This window comes from Pseudoalteromonas sp. 2CM39R, assembly GCF_023161845.1.
Genome location: NZ_JALNTM010000017.1, coordinates 19094 through 32926, shown reverse-complemented (window position 1 = coordinate 32926; position 13833 = coordinate 19094). Strand labels below are relative to the sequence as shown.

Below are 13833 nucleotides of genomic sequence, written 5' to 3'. Positions count from 1 at the left end.
CTATATTTACATTTGCTAAAATGTCATACATTTGGCTAAAAAGTGTCGATAAAAGCCGCCAAAATTAGTTTTAAAGTATTGTTTTTAAATAATTAACAAGCATTAAAGTAGTAATATTTTTCAATATGAATACAATAAGCCTTTATTTTTTAGACATCGGTCTTTGGAGCATAGGTTGTTAAAATTAGCAGGAGTTAAATCAACTTCTTTGAGCCTTTTAGGTCTATGTGGTTTATTTTTATTATTAGTTCAGTTTCAAGCTCAATGGCAAAGTAAGCTCTCTCTTATTAATAATCTTGTTTATCCATTACTGATTATTACTGCTGTATTTGCTACTCAGTTTAATCGAAGTCGAGTTGCATTACTTTGCGCATTTTGGGTGCTTTATTTATCTTCATTAGACTACGCTTTACCTTGGTCTGACTGGCTCAAAACGCAACCTGACTGGACCTTATTATGCGCTACAAGTTTATTAATGCTATTGGCAGTTATAAAAGATAGAGCGCTCTTATCAATACACACAGTAACTCGCAGTTTACTCGTTATTGTCTGTGGCGGTGCTGCATTTGCTTGGTTAGCACTGAGCCAACACTTGCAAGAACTAACAATACAATCTTCTTTTTATACTCAGCTGCTTCCTTATTTACACATTGTTTTACCGCTTTCAATAATTGGCGGCTTGCTTATTTGGCAAAGCTTGAGAGCCCATAACCTGACTCAAACCGCCTTATTAATTACTTTTATTGTGTGGTGCCTTAATCAGCAACACATTATTGATTTTCCTTGGTCTGTAATAGCCGTGCTTATGGCTTCTTTGTATTTATTGGCAGTAAGTACAGACTCTTATTATTTAGCCTATAGAGACGATTTAACCAGCTTACCAACGCGGCGAGCACTTAATCAGCTTGCTTTATCATTAGGGCGAAAATACACCGTTGCTATGCTCGACATTGACCACTTTAAAAAATTCAACGATACCTATGGCCACGATATTGGCGACCAAGTGTTAAAGCTAGTGGCGGCTAAAATGGCTGGCATTAAAGGGGGTGGCAAGATTTACCGTTATGGTGGAGAAGAATTTACGGTGGTGTTCCCGCGTAAAACAGCCGAGCAGTCAATCCCTGAACTAGAAACACTGCGCGAAAATATTGCCACCTACGACATGGTGATCAGAAACCCAAAACGAACCGATAAGAAATCTCGTAAAGGTAAACAGCCAAGCGACAATAAAACGGTAAACGTGACGGTTTCTATAGGTGTAGCGCAAAGAGCGGCAAAACAAAGCTTTGATGAGGCATTGAAAAATGCCGATTTAGCCCTTTATAGAGCTAAAAAGAAAGGCAGAAATAACGTAAGCGAGTAATGCATTTAACGTGGCACGCTAACTTAATAATAGCGTGCCCAAAGGCAACTAAATTTAACTACAACTTATTGCTTTTCCAAAACCGCTTTTAAATTATTTAATGCCGATACAGAAAAACCACGGTCGTAAAAGTAAATTATTTTGCCACTCTCATCAAGCAGTATCACACGGCTGTTATTAGGATTTTCGTTGCCAGTAAATGCCTGAACTTTATCGCCATCTTCGTAAATTGTGATCACCCCACCCCACAACTCTTTTGGGATCCCTTTGCGCATACCGCTATCAATTAAGGTACTAAACATACGAGGAACCATCCCCTGAATGGTTGGCAACTCATAGGCAGTCACATCAACTGCACTCATATCTAAACCAATAAGCCAACGATCAATATCAAACTGGCTATCTTGTTTATATCCAATTAATAACAACGTATTTGGGTTATTAAAATCATCAGGAATGGTGAATGACTGTTGCTCTAAGCTTTCTCCGCTAACGGTGGGAAATTGCTTACCCAGTAATGCTTGGTTTGGATATTGGGTTGAACACCCGCTAACCACTAAAACCATCACCAGCGCCATTATTGCCTTTAACATACCTTTACTCCCTATCTTTAAATAAAACTAAAGTGAACACGTTGACCAATTAATTCGTATCAGACTTACGCTTTAAACAAGGCTTACGATCTATAGTAAGTCCCATAATTTGAAGAAAATACAATCATATGGGCTGATTTTTTCAATAATGTGCTCATTCGTTATACTTTAATATTATTACTATATTCATTTTAATTCTATCCCATAGCGAAAGCGTATTTTGTTAACGTCTTACAAAGCGTTAAAGTGCCGCGCTAATTCACAGCTATAAAAGAGGGTACCATGTCGCTTGCTGTATTATTAATGTTGGCATTATTTGTCGGTTTGCTGTTCGCCATCTATCTTGTTTCGCAAAAAAGCAGCTCTTTATCTCGTACCGTTTTATTTGGTTTAGTGCTTGGTAGCGCCTTTGGTTTAGCCCTACAGTTTTTGTTTGCTCACTCCCCAGAGACCATTAAAGAAATACTCAGCTGGGTAAGCATAGTAGGTAAAGGCTATGTCGGGTTACTAAAAATGATCATTATGCCATTGGTATTGGTCTTTATGATTGCCGCTGTGGTTAAGCTTGAGAACCAAGGCTCACTGGGGAAAATATCCTTTATTAGTATCTCTGTTTTACTGTTTACCACCGCAATTGCAGCGCTAATTGGTATTGCTGTAACGTATGGATTTGACTTGAGCATTGAAGGGCTTGTTTCGGGTACTCGTGAAGCCGCAAGAATGGACACCCTACAAAGCAAAGCCGCGAATGTAGCCGACCTAAGTGTGCCGCAAATGCTACTGAGCTTTATTCCTGAAAACCCATTTGCGGATTTAAGTAATCAACGTTCAACCTCTATTATTGCCACGGTTATATTTGGTGTACTTGTTGGTATAGCTGCACGTAAAGTAATGCTTGAAAAAACAGAACTTGCTAGCCCAATTCGTAACGGTGTAAACGCCCTACAAGCTACTGTAATGAGCTTAGTTCGCATGGTAATTGCATTAACGCCTTATGGTGTTGCGGGCCTAATGGCAAGCGTTGTGGCAAACTCAAGCAGTAGCGATATTTTAAATTTACTCGCCTTTATTGTGGCTTCTTACGTGGCTATTTTACTAATGTTTGTTGTGCATGGTTTATTGCTTAGCTTAGTGGGCGTTAATCCAAAAAATTACTTTGAAAAAATTTGGCCTGTGCTTACCTTTGCTTTTAGCTCACGTAGCTCAGCGGCATCTATTCCTATGAATGTTGATGTGCAAATTAACCAGTTAAAAGTGCCACCTGCAATCGCTAATTTATCGGCTTCTTTTGGTGCCACTATAGGTCAAAACGGTTGTGCTGGTATTTACCCTGCTATGCTTGCGATGATGGTTGCGCCAAGTGTGGGGATTGACCCACTTACATTTGAGTTTATTTTACCGCTAATTGGTATTGTGGTTATTAGTTCGTTTGGTATTGCAGGTGTTGGCGGTGGTGCTACCTTCGCAGCGTTGGTTGTATTACCGACCATGGGACTACCTATAGAGGTAGTGGCTTTACTTATTTCTATTGAACCATTAATAGATATGGCGCGCACTGCACTCAACGTGTCGGGCTCCATGACCTCAGGTGTGATCACCAGTAAATTAATGAAAACTCAATAGCACTCACTTTAATCTAATAGCCCAGCCTACGCTGGGCTTTTTTATGTCTGCCCCTCTTTCAAAGCTCTTTAGTGATTTATTTATTTAATCATTTAACTTTAATGAATCATTTTTATAGATTGTATCAATCGCTTTATTTCACACACGGTTTTTAGCCTCCTTACTATACTATTCGCACTGCTTAGTGCATTCAGGCTCATTTAACAACAACTTGAATGAAGTTTTAGCTTACTGTTTTTAAATGAGTAGACCCTATTTTTAATACGCTTTGTATATAACGAAATTCGTTAACTTTAAGGAAGCTGACAATGAAAAACCGATCGTTTACAAAAAAAGCGCTTGTTGGATTTATAAGTATGGCACTTATGTCTGGCTCTGCTTTTAGTCAAGAAAAACCACAAATGTCTAAGCCACAAGGTGCTGTAGGCATGGGTGAGGCAAAAATGGGTGCAACCAGAACCAACCAATTTTGGTGGCCAGATCAACTTAACCTATCTCCTCTTCGCGATCATGATCTACGTTCAAACCCTTACGGTAGTGACTTTAATTATGCAGAGGCATTTAACAGCCTAGATTTAGACACTGTAAAAAGTGATATCGACGCTCTGCTAACCCAATCTCAAGATTGGTGGCCGGCAGATTTTGGTAACTATGGCCCATTTTTTATTCGTATGACTTGGCACAGTGCAGGTACCTATCGTACGCTTGATGGCCGTGGTGGCGCTGGCGGTGGTCAACAACGTTTTGAACCGCTTAATAGCTGGCCAGATAACGTAAGCTTGGATAAAGCGCGCCGTTTACTTTGGCCAATTAAACAAAAATACGGTGAAGCCCTTTCATGGTCAGACTTAATCGTATTAGCGGGTAACGTTGCCTTAGAAAACATGGGATTTGAAACCTATGGTTTTGCTGGAGGCCGTACTGACGATTGGGAACCAGATATGGTTTACTGGGGTCCTGAAGTAGAAATGCTTGCCAGCGACCGTGAAGATGCCAGCGGCAAACTAGAACGTCCGTTAGGTGCAACTCACATGGGTTTAATTTATGTAAACCCAGAAGGGCCTAAAGGGGTTCCTGATCCTATTGGCTCAGCTAAAAATATTCGTGTTGCGTTTTCTCGCATGGCGATGAACGATGAAGAAACCCTAGCACTTATCGCCGGTGGTCACACTTTTGGTAAAATGCATGGTGCGCACAAACCTAAAGACTGTGTAGGTGCAGAGCCTGCTGCAGCAGGTATTGAAGAGCAAGGTTTAGGCTGGAAAAACAAATGTGGTAAAGGTCACTCTGAAGATACCGTATCTAGTGGTTTAGAAGGCGCATGGACACAAGCACCTACTCGCTGGTCATCATTATACTTAAGCAACCTACTTAACTTTGAGTGGAAACAAACTCGCAGTCCTGCTGGCGCTATTCAGTGGATCCCAACAGATGAATCATTACATAAGTCAGTACCTGATGCGCACGTTAAAGGTAAATTTAACCCACCGGTAATGACCACTGCCGATTTAGCGTTAAAATTTGATCCTGAATATCGCAAAATTGCTGAACGCTTTTTAAATGACCCAAAAGAGTATCAACTTGCATTTGCTAAAGCATGGTACAAATTAACTCACAGAGATATGGGACCACCACGTAACTTTTTAGGTAAAGAAGTACCAAAAGAAGACTTAATTTGGCAAGACCCTATTTCAGCAGAGACTAAATCAAATATTGATGCTGGTGCAGTAAAAGAGCTGAAAGCTGCTATTTTAGACTCGAACCTAAGTGTACCTGAGTTAGTACGTGTGGCATGGGCATCGGCTGCCAGTTACCGTGATTCAGATATGCGTGGCGGAGCCAATGGCGCACGTATTGCGCTAGCACCACAAAAAGATTGGACAGTAAATAATCCAGCAGAAACCACAAAGGTACTTAAAGTATTAAAAGCGATTCAAGCTGACTTTAACGACAGCTTATTTAGCAAAAGCCATGTATCGCTTGCTGATTTAATTGTGCTTGGTGGTAATGCAGCGATTGAAAAAGCAGCCAAAGATGCAGGCTACTCAGTAGACGTGCCGTTTAATGCTGGCCGTGGCGATGCTACACAAGCACAAACTGACGTTAATGCATTTAGCTTATTAGAGTTGCCTGCCGATGGTTTTAGAAACTACTTTGATGCAGAGAAAAGCTATAAATCACCAACTGAAATGCTGATTGATAAAGCGGATCAGCTTGACCTAACAGTCCCTGAAATGACTGTATTAGTCGGTGGCTTACGCTCACTTGATGCAAACTATAAAGGCACTGACTACGGCGTATTTACTGACAAGCCTGGCACTCTAAATAACGATTTCTTCGTTAACTTGTTAGATATGTCGACGGTATGGAAAAAATCGTCTGATGCTGGCATTTATCAAGGCTTTGATCGTCAATCAGGTGAGCAAAAGTACACTGCTACTTCGGTTGATCTGATTTTTGGTTCAAATTCAGAACTACGTGCAGTTGCTGAGGTGTATGCTTTTGATACATCAAAACAAAAGTTTGTAGAAGACTTTGTTAAAGCATGGACTAAAGTAATGAATTTAGACCGTTAATAACCATTAAGTAACACAACCACAGCGCTGCAATTAATTGCAGCGCTTTTTTATTACTAAGCTACTTTAAAGCAAGTACTCGATCACGTAAGTCATCGGCACTCACATTTTCAGACGCAACCGGCTCACCAATCGCTACGCTTACCAACGACCATTTGGGTCTAGGTAGTCGCCATTTAGTTTTTCGACTAAACATACTGCCCCATAATCCATCTAAATGAACTGGGATAACAGGCACAGGCGTGCGCTGAATTATTTTTTCAATACCACGGCGAAACACATCAACTTCGCCATCACCACTGAGCTTTCCTTCAGGAAAAATACCCACCAGCTCACCACGTTCCAGTGCTTGCGCAATGTCATCAAAAGCTTTATTAAACGCCTTAGGATTTGATTTTTGACTATCAATTGGGATAGCTTTGGCCATTTTAAACAACCAATTAAGTGCAGGTGAATAATAAATAGGTGCAAATACAACAAATCGAATTGGCCTAGGTGACGCGGCTAAAATAAACATCCAATCAACAAAGCTAACATGATTACTTACCACCACCGCAGCTCCTTCATCGGGAATATTGAGCTCGTCTTTAGTGCGCACACGATACATACAAATCGCTAAAATATAGATAATAAAACGTAAGAAAAACTCCGGTACTTTGGTGTATATGTACAGCGATATTAGTAAATTAAGCCCTGCTAATAACAACAGTAATTGTGAAATATCCCAGTGTAATAGCGTTAAAGTAACAATACTTAAAACGGCGCTGCCAACCATAAACAATGCGTTTAATACATTGTTAGCTGCAATTACTCGTGAACGGCTATCGGGGTGAGTACGCTGCTGAATGAGTGCATACAAAGGTACCGTATAAAACCCTGCGGCAATACCAATTCCTGCCATCCAAACAAAATGCCATAGCATATCGCCAGTATTAATTACTTGCTCAAGAGTAAGCTGCAGCTCATTAACTAAACGATAAGATTCAATACCAGGTTCTTGACTTAATAAATATAAAAATAAGGTAATTAACAGTGCACCAAAAGGCACAATACCCAACTCAATACGTGAGCGCGATAGCTTTTCACACAATAAAGATCCTAATGCAATACTCAACGAAAACACCACTAAAGCAGCCGTCACCACCAACTCATCGCCTCCCATTACATGTTTTACGTAGTTAGGGAGCGCCGTTAGTATCACCGCACCAATAAGCCAAAACCAGCTGATCCCTAATACTGACTTACCCACCGACTCGGTTTGTGCGTTAAGCGCATTAAAAACACTTTTGGTTGAAGTAATAGGGTTAATCGATACTTTTAAGTTAGCATCATTGGCTGCACTTTTAGGAATAAATCGACTGCTTAAAAAGCCAATAACTGCAAGGCTTACTATTGCGATACTGATATAAATAGGGCCCGTTGCTTGGGTTATATAATAGGTGCCAAATACCGTGCCCAATAAAATTGCTACAAAAGTACCCGACTCCACCAGTCCATTCGCTTTAGTTAGTTCATTTGGGGCCACATGCTGCGGTAAAATAGAGTACTTAAGCGGTCCAAAAAAAGTGCTTTGTAAACCCATTAAAAATACAGTACCTAACATTAACCAAACCTGCTCGGTTAAAATCGATACTACGCCCACCAGCATAATAGGTATTTCGCAAAACTTTACGATACTGATTAGTTTTGATTTTTCCAACTTTTCTGCAATTTGCCCAGCCATGCCTGAAAATAGAAAAAACGGTAAAATAAATAATCCTGCCGCCAGATTAGAATAAAAGGCACCATCAGCTACCGTAGCAGCCTGAAAAATTAAAATAAGTAGGATTGATTGCTTATAAACATTGTCATTTAAAGCAGAGAAAAACTGCGTCACAAACAGAGGTAAAAACCGTTTACTACCCAGTAAAGCTCCCTGAAATTGTTGTTTATTTTCCTTCATTACGGTCTCTTAAAATTAGCTTCAGGGCTTAGATTACCACTGTGGAAAAGAAATACGAACCCACTTTTTAAGTACGTGCTCAAACATATATTTAAATAAACAAAATAGCTAACCCAATAAAAATGACTAACAAATGAACAATGCGACTAAATCAATCGTATAAGTTGTTTATGAGTTGTAAATAAAACATCTATGTTCTAAACCTAAAAGGTGACTAAAAAAGGAGCATCTTTATGCCAACTACAAACACAATAGACAAAGACACTAAATTCGCACGTTGTTTAGAGTGCAACAAAGTAAATACATTTGCCGCTTTTCATTGGCTTTCGTTAGCGTTTAAAGATATGGCGCGCGCGCCCATGTTGAGTTTAATTTACGGTTTAATCTTCACGCTTATTCCGGTAGCGATTGTTTACTCTGTTGTACTTACCGACAGCCACTTAGCTATTTTACCTGCAACCGTTGCTTTTGCTTTAATCGGTCCGGTATTCGCCGTTGGCCTATACGATGTAGCCTGGGAGCTTGAGAAAGGCCATAAACCTACATTAAGCCATTCATTAAAATCAATGTTTCGTAACCCTGTAGGTGAGTGGGGTTTTGCGGTATTACTCATGGTAATTATGATTATTTGGATGCGCCTAGCTGCAATTGTGCATGCGTTATACCCAAACCATGTAAACCCCACCTTTGAAGAACTTTCTGCGTTTTTAACTATAGGCAGCATTATCGGTGGAATTTTGCTGGTCAGTGTGTTTTCAATTTCTGCATTTACGCCGCAAATTATGATGGAAAGACGCGTTGATATAATGACCGCAGTCGTTTCTTCAATCCACGCAGTTAAAGAAAACTTTGCAGCTATGGTAGTGTGGTCAATTTGTATATTTGTACTAGTAGCGTTGGGCTTTGCTGCAGGTGCCGCTGGATTTATTATTATTATGCCACTACTTAGTTACGCTAGTTGGCATGGATACATTGCTGTTATTAAAACAAAAACACCACGTGGTTATGAATAACATTTACCTGTAGTTTTATCACTTAATTAAATGCTTTTTGGCATTTAATTAAGTGTTGCCTCTTCTCCCTCAGTTTATAAAATCCGTAAAAACCTTGATCTGAATAAGGTGCAAAGCTTAAAAATAGCGCTAATATAAGCTGATACACCACAGATAATATAAAGGAATAAACATGAGTCAAAACGTTACAGACTTAATGACACCGAACCCATTTTCAGTGAACGTAAAAAGCACTTTACATGACGCACATAATTTAATGAAAGAAAAAAACGTTCGCCATATTCCTGTTATTGACGAAGACGGCGCATTTGTCGGTATGCTCACACAAAAAATAATGGTCGCCAAAGTCATGGGGATCATGGCAACGTTTGGTGCTAATGCATTACAACGCAAAGAAAAACTCACAAAAGTAGAAGATATTATGGTGAGTGATTTTATTAGTGTAACCCCAGAGCAGCCGCTATCAGATGTCGTTAAATTTTTTGTAGATAATCGCCACGGTTGCATGCCCGTTGTGAGCGAGCAAGGTCAGCTAGTAGGTATTTTAACGTCTTCTGATTTTGTACGTTTAGCTGCAGCACTGCTCTCGTAAATATTCTTCTTTAATGAAAACTGTATTTAGCTTTGCCAAATGCAGTTTTTACTCACTTAATAGATATATAAAATTAACAGCATAGATAGCTAAGTCACTAACAGCCTGTTATGGTAAACACCCTGCTTTTAATGGTTATTACAAGGTAAGTTTTCATATGGCTAATCAATTAAATGTACTAGGAACTCGCTTACAACTTTGCTGTGGCAACGGTGGCTATACCCGTGAGGGATTTTGCTATGTACCAGATTCAGACTTTGGCAATCATAGTGTATGCGCCATTATGACCGACGAATTTTTGCAGTTTTCCAAGGCGCAAGGCAACGATTTAATTAGCCCTAATCCTTTGTATGATTTTGCTGGTTTAAAAGCTGGCGATAAGTGGTGCTTATGTGCGATTCGTTGGTATCATGCCATTGCTGCGAATGTTGCTCCTCCTGTGGTACTTGAAGCGACAAACCAAAAAGCGCTCGACATTATTCCGCTTGAAGTATTAAAAGCACATCAGTATCCCGGGTAATGATTTGGCGCTCAGCTTGCAACATTAAAGTATTACAACCACCCTTTATGTTTAAAAAATAAATAAGGGGCGAAGCCCGACAGCAACATAATGCCAATTGCAAATGGATAACCCCATTCCCAATGTAACTCTGGCATTATATTAAAATTCATACCATACACACTAGCCACTACTGTAGGCGGTAAGAAAACCACTGAAGCAATAGAGAAAGTTTTGATAATTTGATTTTGTTCAATATTAATAAAGCCCTGCGTTGAATCCATCAAAAAGTTTATTTTATCAAACAGAAAGGTACAGTGTGACATTAAGGTTTCTATATCAAGTACGATTTCTCGAAGTGACTCGCGCTCGTCATTTTGCGCGCCTAAACGACGTATTAAAAACGAAATATTGCGTCGAGTATCCATTAAACATAAGCGCACTTTACCATTAGCATCTTCTAAACGAGCTATGCGACCAACCGCTTCTTCTAGGTCTGAGTTATCTTCTTCAAGTACATATGCGCTAAGCTTCTCTAATTGATGATGCATGTCTTCAAGCATATCAGCATGGTTTTCAACTTTTTGATCAAATAAAGTAATTAATAACTGTTTTGCCGTATCACATGCCACCTGACCTTTGCGCGCTCTTAAGCGCAATAGTCTAAAGTCAGCCAGTTCTTCATCACGAATAGTAAGTAAGCAATTGTTTTGCAACAAACAAGCTACAGTCACAGTATTGAACCGTCCTTCGTTAGGTGACATAAACAATGCATGTACATGCAAACCTTCGCTATCGATAAAGCACCTTGACGACGTTTCAATCTCTTCTACATCGACCGAATCAGGAAAAGTTATATTGAGCGTTTTTGCAAGCGCATTTTGCTCCTGCGGTGTTGGATTAATAGTATCAATCCAATGTGCATTCCTTATGGATACTTCAACAGGAGTATCGGGCAACGGCTCTAACTCTTTGATCACTCCTTGCTCGATGGAAAAAAACCTCAGCATACACTTCTCCTTTAATAGATCTTTGGGTTGAGTATATGTAACAGATCATTAATCAACAATGATAATACCTCCATTAGAACAACTATAAAGAGCAAGCTATTTGCTAACAATTTTTAGCACTTCGATTTTGCAGAATTTACAAAAAAGTGCATATTTTTCATACTCTTTTAGCTAAACACTCCTTAAAAATTTATTAAATAAAAATTAAACTTTTAAATTTCAATTACTTAAATTAAATAATCTATCGGCATGCCCATTGCTTCTATTAGTACAAGACGTGTTCGTTATCGCAATTAAAACACTCACTTGAGTAAAGCGAACACTATTTTAAAATAGCAGGAGGAATAATGAGTAACAGTAATAATGCAAACAAAGTCGCTGAATTTACCGCTCCCGGTGTAGAAAACGAATCAGCAAATAAAGCAATATCTGTTCTAGAAGATCGCATGGTAGCGCTAATTGATTTACAGCTAACTTTAAAACATATTCATTGGAATGTAGTAGGTCCAAACTTTATTGGCGTACATGAAATGCTAGATCCACAAGTTGAAACCGTGCGTGAAATGACCGACACCATAGCAGAACGTATTGCCACTTTAGGCGGCGTTCCGGTTGGTACACCAAAATCGATTGTTGATCGTCGTACATGGGAAGATTACGCTATCGGCAAAGGCTTGGTAACCGAGCACTTAGCTGCATTAGATAAAGTATATAACGGCGTTAACGGTGATCACCGTAAAGCTATTGAGTCACTCGGTGAGCTTGATCCGGTATCTGAAGATATGATCATTGCGCAACTTGCAGAGCTTGAGCAATATCAGTGGTTTGTGCGTGCCCATATAGAATCATCTACGGGTCAATTGAACAGTTAATATTTTAGATAAACGTTTAGTTTACGAAGCCCAGCAAGTTGCTGGGCTTTTTCATGCTTGTAATGTTTCATTCCATCATTAATTATTATTCAACTCTTTAGTTATTCTCCTTGAGCATATATGCACAACAATTAGGCTATTCGCCACTCTTTGACTACACTCAAATTAGGCTATTTCTTAAAAAAAGCATTTGTTGACGCAAATGAGTTTGCGTTAGTAATGCGTAAAATTAATTTGAGAATACAGGAGCTCTAATGAAATACACTCTACTAATCGTGTGTTTAATTGCACTCACAGGCTGTGATAAAGGAGTTGATTCTCCACGAGGTTTTAGCTTGCCAGAGGGGAATGCAGAACAAGGTAAAGCCGTGTTTTTAAAATATAAGTGCTTGGCATGTCACACCCTTGCAGGCGTTGAAGATATCAGCGTAACAAAACATGACGATATTTCTATTAAGCTAGGAGGTAATAAAACCAAAATAATTACTTATGCTGAGCTGGTCACGTCAGTAATAAACCCCTCACATCGGTTTTCTAGGCCTTATAGACCCGACGCCAGAAATGAAGATGGCAGCTCAAAAATGACGGTATTTAACGATACCATGACCGTATCTGAACTCACCGACTTAGTCACTTTTTTACAACCAAACTATAAACTTATTCCGTACCACAGAACTAATTACCAACTTTACTCTCACTACAAGTAAATATTGATAGCAAAAAAACCGTTGTTAAGCAACGGTTTTTTTATGCGTTTTATCTACTCGGCATTTACCATATCTTCAAACTTCATACCGGTCAGCTTGGTCAGCACTTTAATCACATAAATAAAAATTCCAATCAGCATTATCATAGATGGAATCGCGATCACTGGATAACTCAATAGCGTCATTTCACCAAGTTGCTCGTTAAATTCCACGCTACCTGCTGGGCTAGTAACAATCCATTTAGCTAAAAGGTAATTCATCGTTGATGAAAACACAAAGGTCAGCGCTAATAAGTAATTTGCGTTAGTAATTTTTTGTTTAAAACTTTGCGTATTGCCGTGCTCATCAAGGGCATCGTAAATAGTGTCTAACTTAAATAAAAGTGAGTTTAATAAGAGCTTGGCTAGCAAGGGTTTACCAAAAAAGCCCGACATCAGCACGGTAAAACCAATGATTGCTGGTATAGCCGCTTCTTTAATTGCTAACCACTCAACATTAAGCTCAAACAGCGCAATACCACCGGTAAGCAAAGTACTTAAAAAGCCCAAAAGTGAAATAAAATTTAATGAGCCCGCTTTTATAAAATCATAAATACCGTAACTAATAGGGAATATAAGCGCCACAATTAAGCCAATCACGCTGCCTAAATATTCAGGCCCTGAAAATTTCATTAAAATGACTGAAGGTATGATGATATTAAATACGATTTCGATAAGCGGATTATTCTTTTTACGCTTATTTATAGCTTGATTATCACTGGTCATTTTTAATTCCAAAAAATATTACTGCTGCCATTAGCTCCTCTCTAAAGAGTAAGTAATGCTGAAAATTATCTTTATGCATAATACCCGCAATACACTCGCTATTCTAGCATCGCACTTAACCGTCCGATTTTTTAGATCGCTATTTTATCCAAAGCTATTTTTATCAATAAATAATTTATCGACCGCTCTATATTCTTATACTGAGTGTTCATTATTACAGAGCACATTTTTTACAGCTTGGAAAACCTTCATGCTTGCTCTAGTATCTAGTTGTCTTAG

Annotated in this window: 12 protein-coding genes; 8 read left to right on the top strand and 4 right to left on the bottom strand. The window is 39.0% G+C overall.

Annotated features, from left to right (window positions below; all coding sequences use genetic code 11):
• Positions 1 to 175: 175 nt before the first annotated feature.
• Positions 176 to 1363, top strand: a complete 1188-nt coding sequence (locus tag MTF66_RS28640; protein WP_248529378.1) for a diguanylate cyclase — start codon at positions 176 to 178, stop codon at positions 1361 to 1363.
• Between the two features lie 65 nt (positions 1364 to 1428).
• Here the strand turns inward: MTF66_RS28640 and MTF66_RS28635 are convergent, their stop codons facing one another.
• Positions 1429 to 1956: a hypothetical protein gene (locus MTF66_RS28635; protein WP_109874160.1), complete on the bottom strand. Its 528-nt coding sequence runs from the start codon at positions 1954 to 1956 to the stop codon at positions 1429 to 1431.
• A 282-nt stretch (positions 1957 to 2238) separates the two neighbouring features.
• On the opposite strand from MTF66_RS28635, the gene MTF66_RS28630 reads away from it, so the two are divergent.
• Positions 2239 to 3579, top strand: a complete 1341-nt coding sequence (locus tag MTF66_RS28630; RefSeq protein WP_010387567.1) for an L-cystine transporter — start codon at positions 2239 to 2241, stop codon at positions 3577 to 3579.
• Between the two features lie 308 nt (positions 3580 to 3887).
• Positions 3888 to 6155, top strand: coding sequence for a catalase/peroxidase HPI (gene katG, locus MTF66_RS28625; protein ID WP_248529377.1), 2268 nt, complete (start codon positions 3888 to 3890; stop codon positions 6153 to 6155).
• 61 nt (positions 6156 to 6216) lie between these two features.
• Here katG and MTF66_RS28620 read toward each other — a convergent pair whose 3' ends face one another.
• Entirely contained in the window at positions 6217 to 8097 is a 1881-nt protein-coding gene (locus MTF66_RS28620; RefSeq protein WP_248529376.1) for an MFS transporter, read from the bottom strand.
• Between the two features lie 233 nt (positions 8098 to 8330).
• On the opposite strand from MTF66_RS28620, the gene MTF66_RS28615 reads away from it, so the two are divergent.
• From MTF66_RS28615 to MTF66_RS28605, 3 genes are all read left to right on the top strand, one after another.
• Positions 8331 to 9110 (top strand): DUF2189 domain-containing protein, encoded by a 780-nt coding sequence (locus MTF66_RS28615; protein WP_008111401.1) that lies wholly within the window; start codon positions 8331 to 8333, stop codon positions 9108 to 9110.
• Between the two features lie 172 nt (positions 9111 to 9282).
• Positions 9283 to 9702, top strand: coding sequence for an HPP family protein (locus MTF66_RS28610; RefSeq protein ID WP_010387564.1), 420 nt, complete (start codon positions 9283 to 9285; stop codon positions 9700 to 9702).
• Between the two features lie 157 nt (positions 9703 to 9859).
• Complete coding sequence (locus MTF66_RS28605; RefSeq protein ID WP_010387563.1) at positions 9860 to 10222, top strand: DUF2237 family protein; 363 nt, start codon at positions 9860 to 9862, stop codon at positions 10220 to 10222.
• A gap of 32 nt (positions 10223 to 10254) precedes the next feature.
• Here MTF66_RS28605 and corA read toward each other — a convergent pair whose 3' ends face one another.
• The gene (gene corA / locus MTF66_RS28600; RefSeq protein ID WP_010387561.1) at positions 10255 to 11211 is read right to left on the bottom strand and encodes a magnesium/cobalt transporter CorA; all 957 of its coding nucleotides are present in this window, start codon (positions 11209 to 11211) and stop codon (positions 10255 to 10257) included.
• Between the two features lie 347 nt (positions 11212 to 11558).
• Here corA and dps point away from each other — a divergent pair, with 347 nt between their 5' ends.
• Positions 11559 to 12083: a DNA starvation/stationary phase protection protein Dps gene (dps, locus tag MTF66_RS28595; RefSeq protein ID WP_054201878.1), complete on the top strand. Its 525-nt coding sequence runs from the start codon at positions 11559 to 11561 to the stop codon at positions 12081 to 12083.
• A 254-nt stretch (positions 12084 to 12337) separates the two neighbouring features.
• Positions 12338 to 12790 (top strand): c-type cytochrome, encoded by a 453-nt coding sequence (locus MTF66_RS28590; RefSeq protein ID WP_248529375.1) that lies wholly within the window; start codon positions 12338 to 12340, stop codon positions 12788 to 12790.
• Positions 12791 to 12843: 53 nt separating this feature from the next.
• On the opposite strand, the gene MTF66_RS28585 is transcribed toward MTF66_RS28590, so the two are convergent.
• The gene (locus MTF66_RS28585) at positions 12844 to 13554 is read right to left on the bottom strand and encodes a VC0807 family protein (protein ID WP_248529374.1); all 711 of its coding nucleotides are present in this window, start codon (positions 13552 to 13554) and stop codon (positions 12844 to 12846) included.
• Positions 13555 to 13833: the final 279 nt, after the last annotated feature.